19 protein-coding genes and 1 tRNA gene are annotated in these 22415 nt (G+C 62.5%); 14 read left to right on the top strand and 6 right to left on the bottom strand.

Annotated elements, in window-relative coordinates; genetic code table 11:
- Window positions 1–11 precede the first annotated feature (11 nt).
- From VME63_RS17810 to VME63_RS17785, 6 genes are all read right to left on the bottom strand, one after another.
- Window positions 12–1295, bottom strand: a complete 1284-nt coding sequence (locus tag VME63_RS17810) for a nucleotide sugar dehydrogenase (RefSeq protein ID WP_325434806.1) — start codon at window positions 1293–1295, stop codon at window positions 12–14.
- Window positions 1296–1340: 45 nt separating this feature from the next.
- Window positions 1341–3158 carry an SLC13 family permease gene (locus VME63_RS17805; protein ID WP_325434996.1) on the bottom strand — a complete coding sequence of 606 codons (1818 nt, stop codon included), beginning with the start codon at window positions 3156–3158 and terminating at the stop codon, window positions 1341–1343.
- Window positions 3159–3504: 346 nt separating this feature from the next.
- Complete coding sequence (gene trmB / locus VME63_RS17800) at window positions 3505–4206, bottom strand: tRNA (guanosine(46)-N7)-methyltransferase TrmB (protein WP_325434804.1); 702 nt, start codon at window positions 4204–4206, stop codon at window positions 3505–3507.
- Between the two features lie 45 nt (window positions 4207–4251).
- Window positions 4252–5052 carry a thiazole synthase gene (locus VME63_RS17795; protein ID WP_325434802.1) on the bottom strand — a complete coding sequence of 267 codons (801 nt, stop codon included), beginning with the start codon at window positions 5050–5052 and terminating at the stop codon, window positions 4252–4254.
- Window positions 5053–5106: 54 nt separating this feature from the next.
- Window positions 5107–5307: a sulfur carrier protein ThiS gene (gene thiS, locus VME63_RS17790; protein WP_325434800.1), complete on the bottom strand. Its 201-nt coding sequence runs from the start codon at window positions 5305–5307 to the stop codon at window positions 5107–5109.
- 57 nt (window positions 5308–5364) lie between these two features.
- Window positions 5365–7335 carry a DUF6600 domain-containing protein gene (locus tag VME63_RS17785; RefSeq protein WP_325434798.1) on the bottom strand — a complete coding sequence of 657 codons (1971 nt, stop codon included), beginning with the start codon at window positions 7333–7335 and terminating at the stop codon, window positions 5365–5367.
- A 236-nt stretch (window positions 7336–7571) separates the two neighbouring features.
- Between VME63_RS17785 and VME63_RS17780 the strand changes: the two genes are divergently transcribed.
- From VME63_RS17780 to VME63_RS17715, 14 genes are all read left to right on the top strand, one after another.
- Window positions 7572–7645 (top strand) — tRNA-Gly (locus VME63_RS17780).
- Between the two features lie 633 nt (window positions 7646–8278).
- Window positions 8279–8848: a fimbrial protein gene (locus VME63_RS17775; RefSeq protein WP_325434796.1), complete on the top strand. Its 570-nt coding sequence runs from the start codon at window positions 8279–8281 to the stop codon at window positions 8846–8848.
- Between the two features lie 4 nt (window positions 8849–8852).
- On the top strand, window positions 8853–9668 hold the full coding sequence (locus VME63_RS17770) for a fimbria/pilus periplasmic chaperone (RefSeq protein ID WP_325434794.1): 816 nt from the start codon (window positions 8853–8855) through the stop codon (window positions 9666–9668).
- Window positions 9669–9783: 115 nt separating this feature from the next.
- A complete protein-coding gene (locus VME63_RS17765; RefSeq protein WP_325434792.1) occupies window positions 9784–12510 on the top strand; it encodes a fimbria/pilus outer membrane usher protein in 2727 nt (908 codons plus the stop codon).
- Between the two features lie 288 nt (window positions 12511–12798).
- The gene (locus VME63_RS17760; RefSeq protein WP_325434790.1) at window positions 12799–13995 is read left to right on the top strand and encodes a fimbrial protein; all 1197 of its coding nucleotides are present in this window, start codon (window positions 12799–12801) and stop codon (window positions 13993–13995) included.
- A gap of 39 nt (window positions 13996–14034) precedes the next feature.
- A complete protein-coding gene (locus VME63_RS17755; protein ID WP_325434789.1) occupies window positions 14035–14598 on the top strand; it encodes a fimbrial protein in 564 nt (187 codons plus the stop codon).
- A gap of 105 nt (window positions 14599–14703) precedes the next feature.
- Window positions 14704–15324, top strand: coding sequence for a fimbrial protein (locus VME63_RS17750; protein ID WP_325434788.1), 621 nt, complete (start codon window positions 14704–14706; stop codon window positions 15322–15324).
- Between the two features lie 453 nt (window positions 15325–15777).
- Window positions 15778–16764 (top strand): fimbrial protein, encoded by a 987-nt coding sequence (locus tag VME63_RS17745; RefSeq protein ID WP_325434786.1) that lies wholly within the window; start codon window positions 15778–15780, stop codon window positions 16762–16764.
- Between the two features lie 165 nt (window positions 16765–16929).
- Complete coding sequence (locus tag VME63_RS17740; protein ID WP_325434784.1) at window positions 16930–17670, top strand: fimbrial biogenesis chaperone; 741 nt, start codon at window positions 16930–16932, stop codon at window positions 17668–17670.
- Between the two features lie 388 nt (window positions 17671–18058).
- Window positions 18059–18511 (top strand): ATP-dependent zinc protease, encoded by a 453-nt coding sequence (locus VME63_RS17735; RefSeq protein ID WP_325434782.1) that lies wholly within the window; start codon window positions 18059–18061, stop codon window positions 18509–18511.
- Window positions 18508–19395, top strand: a complete 888-nt coding sequence (gene rimK, locus VME63_RS17730; protein WP_325434780.1) for a 30S ribosomal protein S6--L-glutamate ligase — start codon at window positions 18508–18510, stop codon at window positions 19393–19395. The genes VME63_RS17735 and rimK overlap by 4 nt, the downstream gene beginning before the upstream one ends.
- Before the next feature lie 312 nt (window positions 19396–19707).
- Window positions 19708–20394 carry a response regulator transcription factor gene (locus tag VME63_RS17725; RefSeq protein ID WP_115478698.1) on the top strand — a complete coding sequence of 229 codons (687 nt, stop codon included), beginning with the start codon at window positions 19708–19710 and terminating at the stop codon, window positions 20392–20394.
- Window positions 20378–21673 carry a HAMP domain-containing sensor histidine kinase gene (locus VME63_RS17720; RefSeq protein ID WP_325434777.1) on the top strand — a complete coding sequence of 432 codons (1296 nt, stop codon included), beginning with the start codon at window positions 20378–20380 and terminating at the stop codon, window positions 21671–21673. Before VME63_RS17725 ends, VME63_RS17720 begins: the two co-directional genes overlap by 17 nt.
- Window positions 21674–21763: 90 nt before the next feature.
- Window positions 21764–22126 carry an endonuclease domain-containing protein gene (locus VME63_RS17715; RefSeq protein WP_325434775.1) on the top strand — a complete coding sequence of 121 codons (363 nt, stop codon included), beginning with the start codon at window positions 21764–21766 and terminating at the stop codon, window positions 22124–22126.
- The last annotated feature ends 289 nt before the right edge of the window (window positions 22127–22415 follow it).

Below are 22415 nucleotides of genomic sequence, written 5' to 3'. Positions count from 1 at the left end.
ATGCGGCCGGCTTATAGCCGCGCGTGGACCTGTTCCTTGGGCAGCACGCCTTTGATGTCGTAGACCACGCCGTTGTCCATGGTCAGTGCGCGGACGTCGTAGGCGCTATCGGTTTTGAATCGATCATGCGCGACGGCCAGCACCACGGCGGCGTAGTCGTGCCTGGCTTGCACGCTCGGCAGCAGCTCCAGGCCGTAGTGGCCGCGCGCCTCGTCCGCATCGGCCCATGGGTCGTGCACGTCCACGGCCGCACCGAAACTCTGCAGCTCGCGCACCAGGTCCACGACGCGCGTGTTGCGCAGATCCGGGCAGTTCTCCTTGAAGGTAAGCCCCAGCACCAGCACGCGGCTGCCGCGTATCGCGTGGCCCTGTCCGACCATCAGTTTGATGACTTCGCTTGCCACATGCTGACCCATCGCATCATTGATGCGCCGGCAGGCGAGCAGGATGTCGGGGTAGTAGCCGGTGGATTGCGCCTTCTGGATCAGGTAATACGGATCCACGCCAATGCAATGGCCGCCCACCAGGCCGGGCTGGAAGGGCAGGAAGTTCCACTTGGTGCCGGCGGCGGCGAGCACGTCCTGCGTGTCGATCCCCAGGCGATGGAAGATCAGCGCGAATTCGTTGATCAGTGCGATGTTCGCATCGCGCTGGGTGTTCTCGATCACCTTGGCCGCTTCGGCCACTTTCAAACTCGGCGCTTTGTGCGTGCCGGCGGTGATGATGCGCGCATATAGCGCATCGACGAAGTTCGCCGTGTCGGGGGTGGAGCCGGAGGTGATCTTGGGGATGGTGGTGAGGCGCCGCTGCCTGTCGCCGGGGTTGATGCGTTCGGGGCTGTAGCCGGCGGTGAAATCGATATTGAAACGAAGGCCGGATGCGCGCTCCAGCTCGGGCACGCAGATTTCCTCGGTGGCGCCCGGATACACGGTCGATTCGTAGATCACCACGTCCCCTTGCTTGAGCACGCTGCCGACCATCTGGCTGGCGCGGATCAGCGGCGTGAAATCGGGACGTTTGTGCTCATCCACCGGCGTGGGCACGGTGATGATGAACACATTGCATGCGCGCAGCGATGCCACGTCGGTGGCAAAGCGCAGCCGCGTGGCGGCGGCCAGTTCCTCGGCGGAGGTTTCCTGGTTGCCATCCACGCCGCGGCGCAACGCATCGATGCGCGTGGCGTCGATGTCGTAGCCGAGCGTATCGAGCAGGCGGCCGAATTCCACCGCGAGCGGCAGGCCGACGTAACCGAGTCCGATGACCGCAAGGCGGGGGTCGCTGGGATGTGTTGTCACGGGTGTGTCGCTCAGGGTGGCGGGCGGTCAGTAAAGAAGCGGCGTCTAGTGGTACATCAGGTTGATCGCGATCAGCGTGATCACCAGCACGATAAAGGTCAGCGGTACGCCGGCGCGTAGGAAATCCTTCGCACTGTAGTCGCCCGGGCCGGTCACCATCATCAGGGCAGGGTGGCCCGAGCTCAACAGGAAGGTGTTGGACGAGGACACGGCCACGATCAGCGCATAGGCGGAAGGATTGCCGCCGGTCGCCACCGCCACGCTGATCGCCACCGGCACCATCATCACCGTGGCGCCCACATTGGACATGACCTGTGAAAACAGCAGCGTGAGAATCGCCAGCGAGGTCTGCAGGATCCACGGCGATGCGTGCCCCAGGTGCAGCAGCACTTCCTGCGCCACCCAGGCGGCGGTGCCGGTGGAATCCATCGACCAGCCCAGCGGAATCAGGCAGGCGGTGACGAAGATGGTTTTCCAGTTCACGGCGCGGTAGGCCTCGTCCATGTTCAGCACGCCGGTGAGCAGCATGCCGATCGCGCCGGTCATCATGGCGATGGAAAGGTCCAGGTTGGTGAACAGCGCCAGGCTCTTGGCCAGCAGGAAAAAGCCGACCGCCTGCCACACCTTGTTGGGCCGCTGCTCTTCGCGCGGGATGTCGGTGACGACGACCAGATCCTTTTCCTCGGATACTTCCTGCAGTGCGCGCCAGCTTGAGTGCAACACCAGCGTGTCGCCGGTGCGCAGGCTCACCGTGCGCAGATCGTCGCGATAAACGTGGTCGCCACGGGTTACCGCCAGCACCGAGATGCCGTAGCGCTTGCGCAGGCGCAGGTCGCCCACCGATTGCTTGAGGAAGCGCGAACTGGGCGGAATCACTGCCTCGGAAATGCCCGCGCGGGTGGGATTGAACAGCTCGCCCAACTGGCGCATGCGCGGGGAAACCTTGCACAGCTGGTTGTTGGCGAAACGGTTCAGTTCCTCGCGCGGGCCCAGCACACCCAGCACCGAGCCCACCCAGATCACCTGGTCGGCCGGCGGCGCCATGCGTGCGTCGTTGCCGCTCTTGATCGCCAGGATCAGCGGCGCGCCGTGCAGTTGTTCCACTTCGCCGATGCTCATGCCCACCAGCGGGCTTTCGGCGGTGACGGTCAGCTCGGCGGTTTCGCCGACGATGCCGTAGGTCTCGGCGAAGTAGCTTTCGGTACGGCCGGGCGTGACCTTCTGGCGTTCGTCCTCGCGCTCGGGCAACAGCTTGTGCGTGAACAGGTAAAAGAACAGCACGCCCGCCACCGCCAGGGCCAGGCCCACCGGCGTCACGCTGAACAGGCCGAACTTGGGCACCGTCTGCGCGCCGGCCGGCAGGTTGGCGTTGGCGCTGGCGATCAGGTCGTTGAGCACGATCAGCGGCGAATTGGCGATGAGCGTGGTGTTGGTGGCGGTGAGGATGCAGAACGCCATCGGCAGCAGCAGGCGCGAGATCGGCACGCCGGTGCGCGCCGACAGTCGACTGGTGACCGGGATCATCAGCGCGGCCAGCGCCTGGCTGGGGATCACTGCGCTGAACAGGCTGGTGACCGCGTTGATCACCAAGCCCAGGCGCGACTCCTTGCCGCGCGCCATGCGCATCACGAACTGCGCGGTAAGGCCCAGCACGCCGGCGCGGTCCAGTCCCGCACCCATGATCATGATCGCGATGATCGCGATCACCGCGTTACCCGCAAAGCCGTTGAAGACACGGTCGGAGGGAATCAGGCCGGTCAGGCCGATCACCACCACCACCAGCAGCGCCACCATGTCGGCGCGGATCCACTCCAGCACCAGCATGAGCATGGTGAAGCACACCAGCCCCAGTACCAGGATCATTTCGGGGGTGAGGGTCAGCGCCACTATCGATCGTCCCTGGCGGGCGCCGTGCTCGGCTGGATGCGGATGGGCAGCGTTGGCTTCACGCGGTGACTCGTCCCTGTTTAACGACGAAGTATAAGCGTCAGGGCACGCGGACTGGTGAACCGTTGCCGCATCGTCGAAGGCGCGCGCCATGCGCACGTTGGGTCTCTGGCCCCGATCCATGGCCGCGCACCCGGCGCGGCCTCCGCGCCGCGGCATCCTGGCCGCTCCCTCTGCGTGCGGCAGGGACGGCCGGGCAGCCGGGTTTCACCCGGTCCGGCGCTCCCCTGGTGCGCGCAGGCGGGGGATTTGGCGTGCGATTTCAGGTCCTGCGGTAGAGCAGATCCCACACGCCGTGGCCGAGCTTCAAGCCGCGCCGCTCGAAATGCGTTTCGATCCGCCAGGCCGGCTTTTGCGCGTATTGGCCCGGGCCCACCGCATTGCGCCAATCCGGCGCGGCTTCCATCACCTCAAGCATGTGCTGGGCATAGGCCTCCCAATCGGTCGCCAGATGCAGGAGGCCGCCGGGCGCCATGCGCGAGGCGAGCAGGGCGATGAATGGGGGTTGGACGATGCGCCGCTTGTTGTGGCGCTTCTTGTGCCACGGATCGGGAAACCAGATGCGCGCCTCGGCGAGCGTGCCGGGCGCCATTTCGTGCTGCAGCACTTCGACTGCGTCATGCTTGTAAAGGCGCACATTGGTGGCATCCCGTGCCGCCAGCGCATTCATCAGCCGGCCCACGCCCGGGCCATGGACCTCCACGCCCAGGTAATCGCGCGCCGGGTCGTGCTCGCTGGCCCAGGCCAGCGCCTCGCCGTTGCCGAAGCCGATTTCCAGCACACGCGGTGCCTGGCGGCCGAAATGGGCGGCGAAGTCCTGCGCAGTGCCGGAGTAGTCCAGGCCAAAGCGCGCCCAATGGGTTTCGAAGGCGCGTTGCTGGGCCGGCGTCATCCGGCCTTCCCGCAGCACAAAACTGCGGATGCGGCGCAGAGGCGGGTTGTCGTGGTCGATGGAGTCGTTCATGCGAATCGTGTCGCCTTCCCCCTATGGGCAGAAGGCGGCAGCCCGTCAGCCGATGGTGCCGTCGATCGGGCTGGACGCCGACGCGTAGCGCTTGCGCGGAATGCGGCCAGCGCGGAAGGCGGCGCGTCCGGCTTCGATGGCCAGCTTCATCGCGTGCGCCATCAGCACCGGATCCTTGGCACCGGCGATGGCGGAGTTCATCAACACGCCGTCGCATCCCAGTTCCATGGCGATGGCGGCGTCGGAGGCGGTGCCCACGCCCGCGTCCACGATCACCGGCACCTTGGCCTGCTCGATGATCTCCAGCAGGTTGTAGCGGTTCTGGATACCCAGGCCCGAGCCGATCGGCGCCGCCAGCGGCATGATCGCGACGCAGCCGATCTGCTCCAGCTTGCGGGCGAGGATCGGGTCGTCGGTGGTGTAGACCATCACGTCGAAGCCGTCCGCCACCAACAGCTCGGCAGCCTTGAGGGTTTCCACCACGTCCGGGTAGAGCGTGCGCTCGTCGCCCAGTACTTCGAGCTTCACCAGCTTGTGGCCGTCCAGCAGTTCGCGCGCCAGCTTGCAGGTGCGCACGGCGTCCACCGCGTTGTAGCAGCCGGCGGTATTGGGCAGCAGGGTGAATTCGGTGGGCGGCAGCGCGTCGAGCAGGCTGGGCGCATTCGGATCCTGGCCCAGGTTCACGCGGCGGATGGCGGCGGTAACGATCTGGGCGCCGGCGGCCTGGGTGGCGCGTCGCGTTTGGTCCAGATCCTTGTATTTGCCGGTGCCGGTCAGCAGGCGCGAGCCGTAGCTTTTGCCGGCGATGATGAGCGGGTCGGTGGTGTCGGGCGTCTTGATGTTCATGGGGATGGGGCAACGTATAGGAGGCGCGTGGCGCGGGGAAGCGGCAGTGGGGGGTCAACCTCCGCCGATGGCGTGAACGATCTCCACGCGATCGCCCGCGCTCAGTTCGTGGCCTTCATGCTGGCTGCGCGGCACGATCTCCTGATTCACCTCCACCGCAACGCGGCGGCCGCCGTAGCCGGCCTGCTGGAGCAACTGGGTGATGGTGGTGTCCTGGCCGCAGTCGTGCGGATGGCCGTTGAGAGTGATCTGCATCCGCCTAGTGTAACGGCACCGGCCCGGCGGTTGGCCGGGCCGGTGGCATTTGCATCGTCAATGCTGATTGCTATTGCCGCCGTGGGCAGGCGGTGCGCTGGCGTGCGGCTTGGAGGTGCTTTGCTGCGGGTGCGGCTGCGACAGGGAGTGCTCGTATTCCGGACGCGCATAGGGCTGCGGCATCGGCACGCTGCGATAGGGCTGGTAGGAGGGATCCGGCGCCATCTGGCGCTGCTCGGGCACATATTGATGCGAGCGCTCGGCTTGCTCCTGGCGCTGCTGTTCCAACAGCTGCCGCTGGGCCTGTTGCTGCTCGATCAGCTGTGGAGAAGGCTGCGAGGGGAAGCGCGGCGCCTGTTGGATCTGCTGCGCCGACTCCAAGCGCGGCAGCTGCGGCAGCGTGGCCGGGTGGGGGGTGACGGGCGCCTGCATCGGCGCGGCAGGCTGAGCGAAGCGCGCCTGCTCGGGCGCCCGCGTGTTGGCGGCGGGGGCCGCGACCCCGCTCAGCACGCGCACATTCGAGGCGGGTTGGCCGGCCCGGACCGATGTGCTGGCCTGGATCGACGGCGCTGGCCTTCCCACCGCCACCACCTGGCGGTTGAATCCCGCCGCCGGCAGCGGGCGCGCATCCACCAGGCGCGCCTGGGCGAAGCTTGCCGGTGTGGGCCGCTGCAACGCACCGGCCGCGATCGGGGTCGCGGCGGCGATCTGCTGCGGACTCATCGCCACCCGGTTGTGCTGCACGTTCCGCGCGCTGGCAAACGCCTGGGCCGAGACCGCCGTGAAGCCGTTAGGCGCACTGCGGTTGACGTAGGTCACGCCCATTGCCGGCCGGCCGGTCTGATATGAGGCGTACTGGCTGCGGATGCTGTCGGTCAGCGCGCCTTGGCTGTAGCTACGGCCAAGCGCGATATTGCTGGTATTGATTTGCGTGTAGTAGTTGCGCGAAGCGCGATACCAGGGGTTGTAGACCTCGTGCGGCCCCAGCGGTACCCAGCCGACCGGGCCTCCATGGCCGATGCCGGCGAAAGCCACCAGCGCCGGCGCGTAGATCGGCCGCCTGTAGCGCGGACCGGGAATCCATCCCCAGCGGTGGCCGAGGTAAGCCCAGCGGCCATAGTGATAGGGCGCAAATCCCCACGGCAGATTGTCCACCCAGGTCCAGCCCCACGGACCGATCCAGGTCCAGTAGCCGAAACTGTATGGCGACCAGCCCACGGCGACATCGGAGGGATACCATACCGCGCCATAGTCGGAGTCGTCCTGCCAGGTGCCGTATTGATCCAGGTCCTGCGCGCCGACCATCTGCTCGGACACGTACTGGGTGCTGGCGATGTTGCTGCCGTACTGGGCGTCGCGGTCGGCGCACCAGGTATCGAAGGCATCGCCGCCGCCGATATCGCTGACCACGACATTATTAAGCGTGGCATCGGCGAACTGGTAACTGCGTCCGCTGAAAATGTCGCGTTGCGCATGATGCTCGCCATACACCACCGCGCTGCCGGCAAATAGCGACACCGTGGTGTAGGCACCGTTCGGGCCGATGTCCACGCGCACCGTGCCGGGCTGGTTCATCACCAGGGCGAGGGTGGGCGTGTCCACCTCGTACGTGGCGCCTTCGGGCAGGATGCGCACGTTGAGATTGAGCGTGCCCTGGGTCAGCTCAAATTGGCCGATCTGGCCGTTGAGGTTGAGCACGCCGATGTCGCTGTGTTCGTTGATGCGCAGCACGGCGCCGTCAAGCTCCAGCTCGGCGCGCGCGCCAGGGCCGCTGGAGAGTTTGTCGCCGTTGGTCAGCGGGCGGTTGACGCTGGCCGCGCTCCATTGGGTGCTGCCGGCGGGCAGCAGGCCCAGGTCGCCCGACGCGTAGGACAGGCGCGCCACGCGGGTGGGCGGATCGCCGGCATCGCCCTGGCCGGCGTCGTCGGACTGCGCCCAGGCGATGGCGCAGATGCTTGCCAGGCAGAGCGCGGCGAGCAGGAAGCGCCAGCCGCGCGACATCGAGATGGCAGAACTTGGTGCACGCATAGGTATCTCCGTGCCGTGGTGCGCGAAGCGGTCGCGCTCCCGTACTTCATCCGTGTATGGGGGTGCTGCGAACCAAGTATGAGGGTAGTCTCACAGGGTGTGTGCCGGCTGCCGGCGGTTTGGTTTTCGCATTCAGGTCGCCGCCATCTCCGGTTCATGCCGCGTTGCCCTGGCTGAAAAACCAAGCGGCGGAGGATTCCAAAACCCCCATCCGCCAGTTACCATCGCCGGGCGCCGCGGGTGTAGCTCAATGGTAGAGCTGTAGCTTCCCAAGCTACTGACGAGGGTTCGATTCCCTTCACCCGCTCCAGCCTCAAGCCTGGGTGTTCGCCCGGCTCAATCTGAAGTCATTCCCGGCCATCCCATGGCGCCTGCACCAGGCGGCCCTTCGGGTATTGATTCCTGTGTTGTTCTCCACGTCGGAACTTTTTGCCGTGATCTTTTGCGATGGCTGGCGCCTCGCATTTGTATTTGCGTCTGTGCCTGCTTGCCGGTCTCGTGCAAGACACTGGGTTTCGTTTCACGGTTCGTTATCTGATATGTAGTAGCGTGCGGTAACGCTTGTCGATGCACGTCTTGTGTCAGCATGCCAGCGAATCATTTTCACCGCTGCGCCAACATGGGTTTGCCTGAGGATCGCAACGATCCGCGTTTGTACTTGCGTGGTGATTCCTGCAAAAGGAGATAGGAACATTCCTAGCGACGTTCGTGCACGAAACGCTTTCTTTGCAGCACATTCCGATGAGACGCAGGCCATGCACATGCGTTACGAAGACGAAGCGGCATTAATTGCCTACACGCGTGACAGATAAACCCTACAACATGCGAATGGGCGATTCCAGATAATGGCGTGCCACGCTTGGTTGCTGATCTGGTGACCAACGTGTGGATCAAAGATCACCATGGATCGTCACTACATTCCTCATTGGGAAGTTCAAACAACATGAAAAACTACAAGCTTGCTGCAGTTGCTGCTCTGATCGGTGGATTCCTTGTGGCCGGTTCGGCCTTCGCCGCGGATGACGGTGGCACCATTACCTTCACCGGCGCGGTGTCGTCGGCAACCTGCTCCCTGACCGGCGGCGCAGGTACCGACGGTGGTTCGGGCAACTTCACCGTGGCGCTCAATTCCGTGGCGGTCACTGATCTGGCCACCGCCGGCGCAACCGCCAACGCCAAGGATTTCAGCATCAACATCGGTGCGCCGGGGCAGGCCTCCTGCACCAACGGCACGGTTGCCACGATGACCTTCGTAACCTCCAGCCCGCAAATCGATGCAGCCACCGGCGCGCTCAAGAACGTGCTGGCTGGCGAGGCGACCAATACGCAGGTGCAGCTGACCGATTCCAGCGGCGCAGTCATCAACCTCGCCAACCCGGCTTACTCGGTTTCCAGCCCGGCCATCGTCAACAACACCGCGCAGATCAGCCTGCGTGCCCAGTACTACGCCACGGGCGCTGCGACGCCTGGCCTGGTCAGCACGTCGGTGCAGTACGGCATCACCTACAACTAAGCAGTTGCTTTGGTTTGCACCGGCGGCGTCTATAGAGCGCCGTCGGTGTGTTTTCCTTTTTTTCAGGTGGCTCATGTCTTTCCTTTTTCGTTATGCCGCACTCGGCACATTCCTGGTGGCTGCCGGTTTTGCCGGTCATGCCGATGCCAATGTCGTCATCAACGGCACGCGCGTCATTTATCCTTCGGAAGATAAAGAAGTTACCGTCAAGCTAAGCAACGACAGCGCACAGCCCATGCTGGTGCAAGTCTGGCTGGACAATGGCGACGAAAAGTCCGCGCCCGAAAAGATCAAGACGCCTTTTACCTTGACGCCCCCCATATCCCGCATCGAACCAGGCAAAGGGCAGGCTGTGCGCGTGCTTTACACGCAAGATCCCTTGCCCTCCGATAAGGAGACCTTGTTCTGGTTCAACATGCTCGAAGTGCCGCCCAAGCCGGCGGATGCGGAAGGACGAAACCTTTTGCAGTTTGCGTTTCGCACCCGGATCAAGTTCATCTTTCGCCCCAAAGGCCTGGCGGGCAATGCGGCGGATGCATACCAGCAACTCAGCTGGAAGCTGGTCAGTAATCAGGACAACAAGGGGCTTGCGCTGCAAGTCAGCAATCCCACGCCTTACTACGTCAATTTCGCACACGTAGGCATCATGCAGGGTGATAAGCGTGAGCTTGAGCAGGGCGGCATGGTGGCGCCCGGCGCAACCACGGTGTTCCAGCTGACCAAGCTGCAAGGCCAGCCAAGTGCCGACGCCAAAGCCACATTCGACGTCATCAATGATTTTGGTGCAGTAGCCGAGCATGACCAGGCGCTCAGTCGTTGATGCCATAGTTTTTTCGCCGTAGTTTTTCGCGCCTGTTTTTACCCTTTGAATCGCTTCTTCGCGCATCCGTCCGGATGCGTGACGAGGGAGTTTGTGCGACGTAGGAGAGCTGTACATGTCATTGATCATCGCGACGCGGCAACGGATCCGTTCGGCATTGCCGGACATGTGGCGTCGTGCCTTCCTGCCGTCGCTGATCGCCAGCGTGCTGTCGCCGACGGTGGCCTACGGCGCTGCGGCGGCAAGCTCCGGCGCGGATCCGGCGACAAACCTCGATCCGGCCGTCACCTTCGACGCCAACCTCACCGTGGGTGGGAGCGAATCCCAGGTCGATCTCACGCGCTTTTCCAAAGCCGGGTATGTGCCACCGGGCATCTACCATGGCGACATCATCGTCAACCAGGTATGGCGCGCGCACACCACTATCGAATTTGCCGCCCAGGCGGACGGCACCACCAAGCCTTGCTTTGACGCGGCAGCGTTGATGCGCTATGGCATCGATTTGGCCAAGGTCGCCGCCGATGCAGCCAACCCCCCGCGCAAAGCCATGCCGCAAGGGTCTTTCTGCGGCAACATCGGCGATTACGTGCCGGGTGCGACCACCAGCTTCGATCCGGGCGAGCAGTCGCTGTCGTTTTCGGTGCCCCAGTTGTACATGTCGCGCCACGCGCGCGGTTATGTCGATCCCTCGCAATGGGATGGAGGCATCAACGCCGATGTGCTCGGCTACAACGCCAATGTCTATCGCAGCGGCAACGCCGGGCTGTATCAGGCCAATGGCTACCTCGGGCTCACCAACGCACTGAGCTTTGGCTCATGGCACTTCGATCACACCGGAGCGCTCACGTGGGTGCAAGGGCAGGGCGCGCGTTACCAGAACACCGCCACCTATCTGCAGCACGACATTCCTGCATGGCAGGCGCAGGTGGTGGTGGGCGACACCTTTACCTCGGGCGATCTGTTCGACAGCGTGCGCGTTCGCGGGTTACGCATGTATACCGACAATCGCATGCTGCCGCAGTCCATGCGCGGTTATGCACCCATCGTGCGGGGTGTGGCCGATACCAATGCGCATGTCGTCATCCGCCAGAATGGCTACATCATCTATGACACTACCGTAGCCCCGGGCCCGTTCGTCATCGATGACTTGTATCCGACCGGTTTCGGCGGCGATCTGGATGTGGAAGTCACCGAAGCCGATGGCCGCGTGCGTCGTTTCACGCAGCCTTATTCGGCTGTGCCCCAGTTGCTGCGTCAAGGGCAGCAATTGTGGACGGCTACCGCGGGTCGTGTGAATCAAACCGGCCTGCGCGATTCGCCCAACGTAGGACAGTTCACCTATCAGCGCGGCCTTAGCAACCTGTTCACCGGCTACGGTGGCGTTACCCTTGCAACGGGCTACCAGTCCCTGCTCACTGGCGGTGCCTTCAACACGCCGTTCGGCGCATTTTCCGCCGACGTCACGTATGCCAGCAATCATGCGCCCGGTTTGTCCAGCACCAGCGGCTACGGTATGCGCCTTGGCTACAACCAGAACTTCAGCAACACCGGTACCAACTTGGGTATCGCCACCTATCGCTATGCCACCCCGGGGTATCTGGGGTTAAGCGACTACGTGGTGCTGCGCAATGCCGTGGCACAAGGGCAGGCCAACCTGTTCTTGCGCCAGCACACCCGCATGGACATTACCGTCAACCAATCCCTGGGCGACCGCATCGGTCAGTTGTACCTCAATGCATCGTGGCGCAACTACTGGAATGGTGCGGGACGCCAGGTCGATTTCAACGCGGGGTACAGCAACAGCTGGAAGTCGGCCACTTATAGTGTGTCCGTAGAGCGCACGCGCGACAATCTCACGTCGCGCGCACCCGGCCAGGCGCTTGTTAGCCCTGTGACGGGCGACAACGGCGGCTTTTTTACGCCGACCTCGCAGGGCACGATCCGCGACACACGCGTCATGCTCAACCTGACGATACCCTTGGGCCGCCCTGATCGCGCCCCGATGCTGGTTGCCAGCGCCACCCATTCACGTACTTCCGGCAGCAGCCAGCAGCTATCGCTCAATGGCGCACTCGACGCCGACCATCGTTACAACTACAACGCGACCGTCGGCCATAGTGGCGGCTCTACGCAAGGGTCGCTGTCAGGGCAATACACTGGTAGCCGCGTTAATGCCAACGCTTCCTACAGCCAGGGCGGCGGGTTCCGCCAGTCCGGACTCGGCGCCGGTGGCGCGGTGGTCGTGCATGCGGGCGGCATCACTTTTTCGCCGCCAACGGGCGATACCGTCGGTCTTATCGAAGCGCGCGGCGCAGCCGGCGCGCGTACGGGCACCACCACCATCGACGGTCGTGGTTATGCCGTCGTGCCGTACCTCATGCCCTACGAGCTCAATACCATCGAACTTGATCCGAAGGGCACCACCAGCAATGTGGAGCTAAAAAGCACCACGCAAAACGTCGCGCCGCGCGCGGGCAGCGTGGTGCGCCTGCACTACGACGTTGACCGCAGCCAACTGTTGCTTATCGATGCCCGGCAGGCCAACGGTAGCCCGCTGCCCTTTGGCGCCGACGTGTTCGACGCCCAAGGCACCAATGTCGGTGTCGTGGGCCAGTCCAGTCGACTGGTGGTGCGCGGCGTCGATGCCTCGACAACGCTGACGGTGCGCTGGGGGGCGGGCGCGAATGAAAGCTGCCGCCTGCCCGTGACGTTGCCGGCCAACGCCAAGGGCGTACAGAGCAATACGCTGATGCTGCAATCGACGTGCGGGGCGCCATTGCCCGACGGTTCGGCCATGGCACAGCCTGCGGTGCGGAACATATCCGGCGCTGTTATGCATTAAACGGAGCGATAAATCACGTAAGTAAATAATTACCACGCGCGCGAGGCATCAAGCACATAAGGTACATGGATGATTCACGCGATGTGTATGCGCAAAGTCCGCGTTGCCGTCGCCATGCAGTTCTTAAGGTGAGTGCACCAGGCCGCCTCGGTGCCATGGGAACGCGCTTAGGCGAAGTGCTCATGTGGTTAATTGTGAGTCACATTGCCGCGTAAGGAAGTCTGTCGATGCGGCGCTCCTGAGGAGCATGCTTGCTTGTTACGGGATTCGGTTTTTACAGGAAAAGAAATGTTTTACTCATATGTCCAACATTTATTGGTTCGCTGCCGGCTCAATATGAGACGGCTTGGCAGGGTTTGTCATTTACGCACAGCGATGAAAAAGCAAAAGCCAGCGGAAAACCATTTTATGTCTCGTTGCCTCTCGCTTCCGCGCGTGATGGGGGCGGGCATAGGCTGGTTGATGGCTACGCTGCCGATGCTTTTTTTCTTGGGTACTGCGGGTACGCCAAGTGCGGTGCAGGCTCAAACTATTTCGTGCGCCAGTGATGCACCATCGTTCTACAATATCAGTGTTCCGTCCACGTTGAATGTGGGGGCGGATATGCCTGTGGGTGCAGTCGTATGGTCTCAGTCGATATCGCCTACATTTACTGTGCGATGCAGCCCGATAACAGGTGGGACAATGGTGTTTTCGGCGTCCTCGACGACGCCGGGCGCAGGGTTGAATTTCAGTCAGTGCCCCTACACCACCCCTGTTGTTGCGCCTGGATTTTCTGATGCTTATCGGATAATGACGACAAGTGGGCAGCCTACGCCGCTCGCTGTTCGTATCCGCACCACCCCTCCATCTCCGGGTGTTGGTTTCACGGGAACGCCGGCCGGGACTAAGTTTACGCCTAGCGTGACAGTGGAAGTTATTCGTGTCACTAGTGCAGGCGGGAATTTTTCTGGTCCTGTTGCCGTGTGGACCCACCTGATGTTTTCCTGGTCTCCAAGTAGTGCGATACAGGCGGCACTTTTTACCACCTTTGCGTCAGATAGATGTCCGAGTCCATCTGTCAACACCACGATCAGCGTAGGCGCCGTGGTCCCGACGTGTACGGTAGCAACGCCTTCCGTCACCATTCCCCTGGGCAATATCCAGGCGACCGCGATGCCGTCCGTGGGAAGCTTTGCCGGCTCCGGCACCCAGAACGTGTCGCTGAACTGTACCGACAATCCTGCCGTCACCATGTCGCTGACGGGCACGCCGGTGAGCGGTTACAGCGACGTCCTGGCGTTGACGTCAGCGCCAGGTGTCGCGCAAGGGGTTGGCGCCCAGCTGCTCTATAACGGCACGCCGCTGACCATCAATGGATCGGTTTCCCTCGGTACGGCAGGTAGCACGCTCACGGTGCCGATCTCGGCGCGCTACTACCGCACCGGCAACCTCACCGCAGGCTCTGCCAATGCCATTGGCACACTCAACTTTACTTACCAGTGATGGCGTGGTTCCACGCCCCCAAAAAGTAGGAGAACCACCATGAAGGAGAACGTCGTGCATCATCGAGTTATTTCACGCCGCACCAAGCCTCTGGTTGTTTGCGCGCTGGCGATCCTCGCCGGTGGCGTCGCGACCGCGAGCCTCGCGCAAAGCACTGCTACCGTCAACGTCACCGGCAACATCCAGGGTACGTGTAACGTCACCGGCGGAAGCACTACCACCATCAACCTCGGCAATGTGTCGGTCAGCGCGTTTTCTGGCGCGGGAACGACCTCGCCCATCAGTGCACCGCAAAACATCGTACTTACGTGTACGTCCAGCCCGGGCATTACGATGACCATGACGGGCACGCAGGCGCCCAGTGGCCCCAACACTACGCTGGCCTTGACCGGCACCACCGGCATAGCCACCGGTGTGGGCGTGCAGATACTCAACAATGGCACCGGCACGCCCACCACGCCGCTGGTGCTTGGCGCCAGCAACACGATCCCCACGGGGGCGACCGTTACCATTCCGGTGGCAGCCCGGTACTACGCGATCAACGCTACACCTGGCGCGGGCACGGCCAACTCTACCGCCACGTTGACCTTCCGCTTCAACTGATCTGCAAAGTGGCCGCCAGGGATGGCGGCCGATGCCTGATCTGGCGTATTTCGCGCATGGTGACGTGCCTCGCATCCGTCGCCAAGGAGAGCAGGCAAGGCACACATGGAACTGGTGCTCCGGCGTGATAGATCCGGAGCCCTTATGGGTACTGGGACAAAATGTATGGTAATTGCGCAAGATAAATTAAGGCGTTTGAAAATTCCGCGGCTGACTCTGTTCGCATTCGCGCTGGCCGCCTGCGCGGGGCCTGCTTTGGCGCAGGACAATACGGTTAACGTCAACGGCACCATTACGGTCAATACATGCAACCTGAGTACGCCCGATGTCCAGGTGGACATGGGGCAGGTTGGCATTGCGGTGATCGATGGGGTGGGTGTGGGCTCCCCCATCGCAGACTTCACGCCGCTCAGCATCGACATGGTTTGCGAACGAGGTGCGAACGTAAGAATCACGCTGCAGGATGCCAGCAATCCGGGCTCGACCCTGCCGTATATCGGCCTGCGTCCAGGTGGCGGCGTTGCAACGGGCGTGGGCATCCAGCTTGCGCGCGCCGGCGATGGCAGCATTGTTCCGCTTGGGCCCAGCGCAACATGGGTGGCAGGTACCAACTTGCCGGCGGGCAATTTCAGTATTGCCATGCGCGCGCATTATTACCGCACGTCCTCGGCGACGTCCGCCGGTGCGGCCAATGCCGGCGCACTGTTCGGGGTGGAGTATTTCTAAGGGCGTACAGGGATAAATGAGTGATGCCGCTTCAATGGCGCCGCGTTTGTTTTCTTGGGTTGATCGGCGCTGAGCGCCGTCGCACCTGGGGTTTTGTGAATAAGCGAACGTAAGCGCGCTCGTGCGCTTTTTCGGGAAATGATGGAAGTCGCTTGGTAGCTCACGGTTTGTAAGCGAGGGTCACGCTTACGGTGCACCGGGACGGTGGTGCAAACAAGCATTGCGATCGGTTTGTGGCCTTGCGTGCGCAGAAGAGCGTGTAATTGGCCACTTCGATGTTGTGAGCAGCATGCCGGGTCCGTTGCCATGCCACGCAACCTGCCGAGCCGTGGCAAGCCGCTTTCTTGAGCAAGGCACTGCTGTAATGCGCTGAACATCGCAGCTTGACGATGGCTGCATGGCACGCCCGCTTTCGAGCGGGTTTCGCACGTTGGACTGGAGGGAAATTGCCAAATGGGTAGGTTGAAAGCAGTATTTTTTGCTGTTTCGTTCTTTATGGCTATAACGGTAACTGCGTTTCTTCCACAAAAAGCCCATGCCGCACTTGCGTGCACGGGACCTGGCATCCACCTTACCTTGCCTGCTGGCACTGTCATTTTTACCGGGGCCGCGTCGGCTCCCCTGGGTGCTGTCCTTTACACCGGCAATTTTCAGGGGGCTGCCCAAGTTACTTGCGTCAACGCTGCGGGCAACAATGCCGTGGTCCGATTGAGAGTGACCGGGGGCAATGGTGGTCTGGCCTCGGGATACAGCGACGTGTATTACGCCAATCCCATTGCCGGCTCGCCAGGTCATGCTTTCGGCGTCAGGATTCTTTACAACGGTACATCCATTACGGATGGATCATTGGTCTATACGCCCTCGTCTACGGGAACCCTCACCATCCCGGGGACGTTTTCGGTGCAAATAATCAAGCTAAGCAATCCCCTGGAAAGTATCGGCGTGCTGATGCCCCAGTTTTTGCTTGTGATCGAGGGTGTCACTTCCAGCATAGATAATGTATCTGCCTACCTGAGCTTGGATTCGACATCGTTTGTCGTGCCCAAGCCCACCTGCAGCGTACTCACGCCCAACGTCACCATTCCCTTGGGCAGTATCAGTGCGCTGTCGTTGCCATCGATCGGGTCGGTTGCAGGGTCGGGCACACAAAATATCTCGCTGAGTTGTTCCGAAAGCCCTGCGGTAGCCATGTCGTTGAGCGGTACGGCCGTGAGCGGCTATCCCAATGTGCTTGCGCTGACCGCCGGTCCCGGCACGGCGCAGGGTGTAGGAGCCCAGTTGCTTTACAACAATACACCTCTGACGATGGATGCTTCGGTTTTCCTCGGTACCGCAGGCTCCACGCTCACCGTGCCGATCGCAGCGCGCTATTACCGCACCGGCAACCTCACCGCCGGTACAGCCAACGCCACGGGCAGGCTCAACTTTACTTACCAGTAAAGGACACCATGCCACGCCGCCAGATAACAAGGCCCCACCATGAAAGAGAACACCATGCGCCATCGATCGCTTTCTTGCCGCATTAAGCCGCTGTTTGCGCGCGCGCCCTTGATGGCCTTTAGTGGCTTGGCGAGCGTTGGCGTTGCGCAATCAGCGAAGGATGCTATGAAACCATTCTTGCGTCATATGGCGTCGGCGGCTTTTCTTATGGCCGTTGCGCTGCAGGCCCATGCCGGGGTGGTGATCAGCACTACCCGCGTGGTTTATCAGGCCAACGACAAAGAGGAGACCGTCAAGCTCAACAACGAGGGCACGCTACCCTTGCTGGTACAGGCATGGCTGGATAGCGGTGACATCAATGCGTCGCCCGCCCAAATTGCCGTGCCTTTTACCCTTACGCCCCCCATGTTCCGAATGGATCCCGGCAAGGGGCAGGCGCTGCGTTTGCGCTATACCGGCGAGCCCTTGCCCAAGGACAAGGAAACCCTGTTCTGGCTCAACGTGTTGGAAGTGCCGCCGAAGGACAAGACCACTGCCGATACCAATGCGTTGCGCATGGCCATTCGCACGCGCATCAAGGTCATGTTCCGCCCCAAGGGTCTGCCCGGTAGCGCCAAGGATGCGCCGGGCGCGCTGACGTGGAACGTGGTGCGCGAAGGCGACGGTTACGCTTTGAAGGCAAGTAACGCGTCGCCCTATTTTGTGAACCTGGCTACCGTGGCGTTGAGCGTGGCTGGCAAAACGCTGGACGCGGGCCAAGGTTATGTAGCGCCGAGCGGGGTGGCGCTGTTCCCGGTCAAGGATCTCTCTTCCGCGCCGGGCGCCAGTGCCGACGTCCAATACGTCAGCATCGACGACTACGGCACCAAAACTGAAAACAAGAAGAGCGCAACCGTTGGCCAGTGAGACGGGCGATCGAAACATTGCCGTGCAAAGCCCGTCTTGCGATGTATCCGGATCCGTCGCTCGTCGATGATCTGCCTGAATTTGGCAAGAAAGCGGGTATCGGCATTCCCGGCGGCTGACTCCCCGCTGGGCGGCCTCGGAGGTCGAGCGTTGGGATGGCGCTCGTCTCGGGCCAACTGCTAATCTAGCCCCGCATTGTTCCAGGTTGCTTTTTCTATTGGCTACGCCAGTTAAAATTTCAGCACTGGCGTGGATTTAGGATCGAGTGGGGCATTTCAAAGGTGCCTCCATTCACCTGCTCCATTTTCCAATGCGGGAAAATGGATGCGATGCATGTTTCAACCGGCGCCCCACCGACCCCCCAAAAAACACCACAGCGTGAGCTGACATGGCGGACCTGATCACCCTCGGATGGCGGGAGCGGCTGGCACTGCCCCAGTTCGGTATCGCCTCGCTGAAGGTCAAGCTCGATACGGGCGCACGCAGCAGTTCCCTGCACGTGGACAAACTGGAGACGTTCGAACGCGACGGCGCCACCTGGCTGCGCTTCACGGTCGGCCTGGGGCGGCGCTCCGCGCGTCAGGTGCTTTGCGAAGCGCCGGCCCGCGACCGGCGCGTGGTGGTCGATACCGGCGGCGGCCGCAGCGAACGCTGGTTTATCCATACCCAGGTGATGCTGGCGGGCGAGCGGTTCGAGGTTGACATGAATCTGACCGACCGCCGCCACATGTTGTTTCCCATGCTGCTGGGGCGCACCGCATTGATCGGGCGCTTCGCCGTCGATCCCTCCCTCTCCTATACCCTTCCACGCCTCGCGCACACGACGATCGACAAACCATGAAAATCGCCATCCTTTCGCGCAACGCGCGGCTGTATTCGACCCAGCGTCTGGTAGACGTGGCGCGCGAACGCGGCCATGTGGTGCGCGTGCTCGATCCGCTGCGCTGCTATGTGCGCATCGCGCCGGGTTCGGTGGAAATTCGCTACAAGGGCAAGGCCTTGCACGATTTCGATGCGGCGATTCCGCGCATCGGCACGTCGAGCACGTTCTACGGTACGGCGGTATTGCGTCAATTGGAGATGATGGGCGTGTATACGCCCAATTCGTCCGACGCGGTGTTGCGCGCACGCGACAAGCTGCGCTGCCTGCAGATTCTGGCCGCCAAAGGGCTGGACATGCCGGTGACCGTGTTCGGTGACAACCCCGACGACACCACCGACGTGCTGGACCTGCTCGGCGACCCGCCCCACGTCATCAAGCTCAACGAAGGCAGCCAGGGTACCGGCGTGGTGCTGGCGGAAAAGCGCAGCGCCTCGCAAAGCGTGGTGGAGGCGTTTCGCGGCCTCTACGCCAACTTCCTGGTGCAGGAATTCATCGCCGAAGCCAAGGGCAGCGACCTGCGCTGCTTCGTGGTCGGCCGGCAGGTGGTCGCCGCGATGCAGCGCGATGCGGTGCCGGGCGAGTTCCGCGCCAACCTGCATCGCGGCGGAACCGCGGTGGCCGCCAAGCTGACGGCGGCTGAAAAGCGCATCGCCGTCAGCGCCGCCCAGGCGCTGGGGTTGGGCATCGCCGGCGTGGACCTGTTGCGCTCCAAGCGCGGCCCCCTGGTACTGGAGGTCAACGCCTCGCCGGGGCTGGAGGGGATCGAGGCCGCATCCGGGGTCAATGTCTCGGAGAAAATCATCCGCCATCTTGAACAGAGCGTGGGCAAGCCGGGGCGTTGACCGCACCCAGGCAGGCCTTAACCACCCGGTGAGAGCGCGTTAACTGTCGCGTAACCGACGGCCACCTATAAAGGCTCCACTGTTTGTTTGCTCGCCACTTCAATCGCAAGGTCCGGTGACAGCAGACGACGGTATCGGGGCAGTAGCTTCAGCCCGGACGCGGCGACGCTTGGTCGCGGCATCCGGGCTTTTTCTTTGCCGGGCCCGCAAGTCGCCAGCCCTTGTTCAGCATTCTGCTTAACATTTGGCGGCCTCACTCGTTAAGCTTGGGCCTCCGCCGGCCTGTGTGCCGGTTGCGTATCGGAGAGACGCATGCGCGTTCTGGTGATTGAAGATAACAGCGATATCGCGACCAATATCGGCGACTACCTGGAAGATCGCGGCCATGTCGTGGATTTTGCCGGTGATGGCGTCACCGGCCTGCATCTGGCCGTGGTGCACGACTTCGACGTCATCGTGCTGGACCTGACCCTGCCGGGCATGGACGGCCTGGACGTGGCCCGCAAGCTGCGCCACGAGGCGCACAAGCAGACCCCCGTGCTGATGCTGACCGCCCGCGATGCCCTGGAGCAAAAGCTCACCGGTTTCGAGTCCGGCGCCGACGACTACATGACCAAGCCCTTCGCCCTGCAGGAACTGGCCGCGCGCCTGGAAGTGCTGGCGCGCCGCGGCAAGGGCCCGCAAAGCCGCGTGCTGAAGGTGGCCGACCTCACCTACAACCTGGACACGCTCACCGTTACGCGCGAAGGCAAGTCGATCCAGCTCAACCCCATTGGCCTCAAGCTGCTGCAGGCGCTGATGGAAGCCAGCCCCTCGGTGGTCACGCGGCAAGATCTGGAGCAAAAGGTGTGGGGCGAGGAACTGCCCGACAGCGACAGCCTGCGCGTGCACATCCACGGCCTGCGTGCCGCGATCGACAAGCCGTTCGAAAAGGCGTTGATCCACACCAGGCACGGCATCGGTTACCGCATGGTCGATCCGGATGCAGTCCAGGCGTAAGCTGCGATTTCGCTTAGTCGTATCCTTTGCGCTGTTCGGCTTCGGACTTAGCGCATTGTTTGCCGCGGCGTCGCTGTACGTGCGTGCCAAGGTCGAAAACCAGCTGATCAATGCCAGCCTGCAGAACGACATCAACCAGGCCATCGAGAACAAGCACGCCAATCCGGACCAACCCTTTCAATCGCAGCTGATGGAAGCGTGGTTGTGGAGCGACCGCACGATCTACAAGGCGCGCCTGGATTGGCAAAACCTGGGCGATGGCGTGTACGACATGCAGGATGTCGACAAGAACGGCGACATCAGGCACTACAAGCTCGCTGTCGCGCGCAAGTACGGACTGGTGGGTTTCCTCACCTACGACATCAGCCGCGAGGATCTTGGCAAGCGGCAGTTGATCACTTCGCTGGTGGCGGCGGTGGTGCTGTTCAGCCTGCTGTCGCTGGCCATCGGTTTGTGGTTGTCGCGCAAGGTACTCAAGCCGGTGACGGAGCTGGCGCGGCGCCTGCGTGATTTCCGCAAGGTGGGGCGCGCCGAGCCGCTGGCCGCTCACTTTGCCGACGACGAAGTCGGCGAGCTGGCGCAGGCCCTGGATGAGTATGCCGAGCGCTTGACCGCCGTCGTCGAACGCGATCGCGAATTCAATTCCGACGTCAGCCACGAATTGCGCACGCCGCTGGCGGTGATTTCCAGCACCACCGAATTGCTGCAGGGTTCGCCGGACCTGACCGACAAATTGCGCGAGCGCCTCAAGCGTATCGAACGCGCATCGCGCCAGGCCACCGAGCTGATCGAAGCGCTGCTGCTGCTGTCGCGTGCCGAGCGCCGGGGTCCCACGCGCGGCGAAACCACGGAGGTGGCCAAGGTCGCCGCCGACGTGATCGAAAGCCAGCGGCCGCAGGTGCGCGACAAGCCGATCGAGGTCGAGCTGGTCAACCATCACGCCGTCAGCGTCAATGCGCCGGCGTCGGTGTTGTCGGTGGCGCTGACCAACCTGATCGGCAACGCCATCAAGTACACGCTGGAAGGGCGCGTTACGGTGCAGATCGACAAGGGGCGCATCGACATCATCGACACCGGCCCCGGCATCAAGCCCGAAGACGCCGAGCGCCTGTTCCAGCGCGGCGTACGCGGCGAAGGCGCGGGCGGCAGCGGCGCGGGCCTGGGCCTGGCCATCGTGCGGCGCCTTTGCGATCTCTACGGATGGGACGTGTCGATGAGGCCGCGTTCGGATGCGAACGGTGCCGTGGCCAGTATCGTGTTCGATCGCAACGCGGCTTGATGTCTTGCGATGCCCTTGGCTCCTCCCCTTGCTTGCAGGGGGAGGCTGGTAGGGGGTAAAGCAATCTAGCGACAAGGCAAAGGAATTGCCATGCAAGGAAAATGGATACGTGCTCGCGAGCTACGAAACACCGCAACGGATGCGGAGCGCCACTTATGGCGCTACTTGCGCCGCAGGGATCTCGCGGGCTACAAATTTCGCCGCCAATATCCTATAGCGGGCTACATCGTCGATTTTGTATGTATCCAAGCGGGGCTGGTTATTGAGATCGATGGTAGTCAGCATTTGAGCGCACGCACATATGACGAACGGCGTACGCGCGCCATCGAGGCAAGTGGTTATCGAGTGCTGCGCTTTTGGAACGATGAGACCTTGCTGCGTACTGATGCAGTGCTGGAAGAAATTTGGAGAGGACTAGCCGGGCAAGCGTCTGGCTCTTCCTCTTGCGTGTAAAAGGGGAGGGTTGGGAGGGGGTGGAGCCGGCACGCGATAGCCGGGCTTCACCCCACCCCAACCCTCCCCTGCTGCACGCAGGGGAGGGAGGAAGCATCTGCGCTTCGACGCAGCCTTGGCATTCGATCAAACGCCACCTCAGCACTCGATGAAACGCAGCCTCAGCACTTGATGAAACGCCACCTTAGTACTCGATGAAACGCAGCCTCAGTACTTGATGAAACGCTGCCTCAGTAATCGATGACGTTGACGACTAAGCTGCCGCGTGAGGGTTTGGCTCCTCCCCCTG

Source organism: Dyella sp. (assembly GCF_035503745.1).
In the GTDB taxonomy this organism is placed as follows: Bacteria; Pseudomonadota; Gammaproteobacteria; order Xanthomonadales; family Rhodanobacteraceae; genus Dyella_B.
The sequence above is the reverse complement of the archived record's forward strand: the minus strand, read 5'-3'. Positions and strand labels throughout refer to the sequence as shown.